Source organism: Mesorhizobium sp. M8A.F.Ca.ET.181.01.1.1 (assembly GCF_004792025.1).
In the GTDB taxonomy this organism is placed as follows: Bacteria; Pseudomonadota; Alphaproteobacteria; order Rhizobiales; family Rhizobiaceae; genus Mesorhizobium.
Genome location: NZ_SRTV01000323.1, coordinates 1 through 284, shown reverse-complemented (window position 1 = coordinate 284; position 284 = coordinate 1). Strand labels below are relative to the sequence as shown.

1 pseudogene is annotated in these 284 nt (G+C 64.4%); it reads left to right on the top strand.

The annotated features are described in order from the left end of the window. A pseudogene (locus tag EN824_RS34795) lies at positions 1-106 on the top strand (transglutaminase-like cysteine peptidase); the annotation flags it as partial. Between the last annotated feature and the right edge of the window lie 178 nt (positions 107-284).

The window sequence follows — 284 nt, the reverse complement described above, 5'->3', positions numbered from 1 at the left end:
GGACGCGACCGGCTATCGCTTCCTGAAGCGGCAGGCGATCGACAACACTGGACGCTGGGTGTCGATCCGCGACGGCCAGGCGGTGCTCGTCGGCTCAGTCCAGTAGGCGAGAGCCTCGGCCCGCGCGGCTCCGAAAGTTTTTTGCACGACTCCATGAACCGTTTCCGTTCGGCCGGCGACACACAGCCGTGGACAGAAACCCAACCATGGAGACTTCAAATGACTGCTTTCCTGCGCAATACCCTGCTTGCCGCCGCCGCGGTGTCGGCCCTGACCGGATCGGC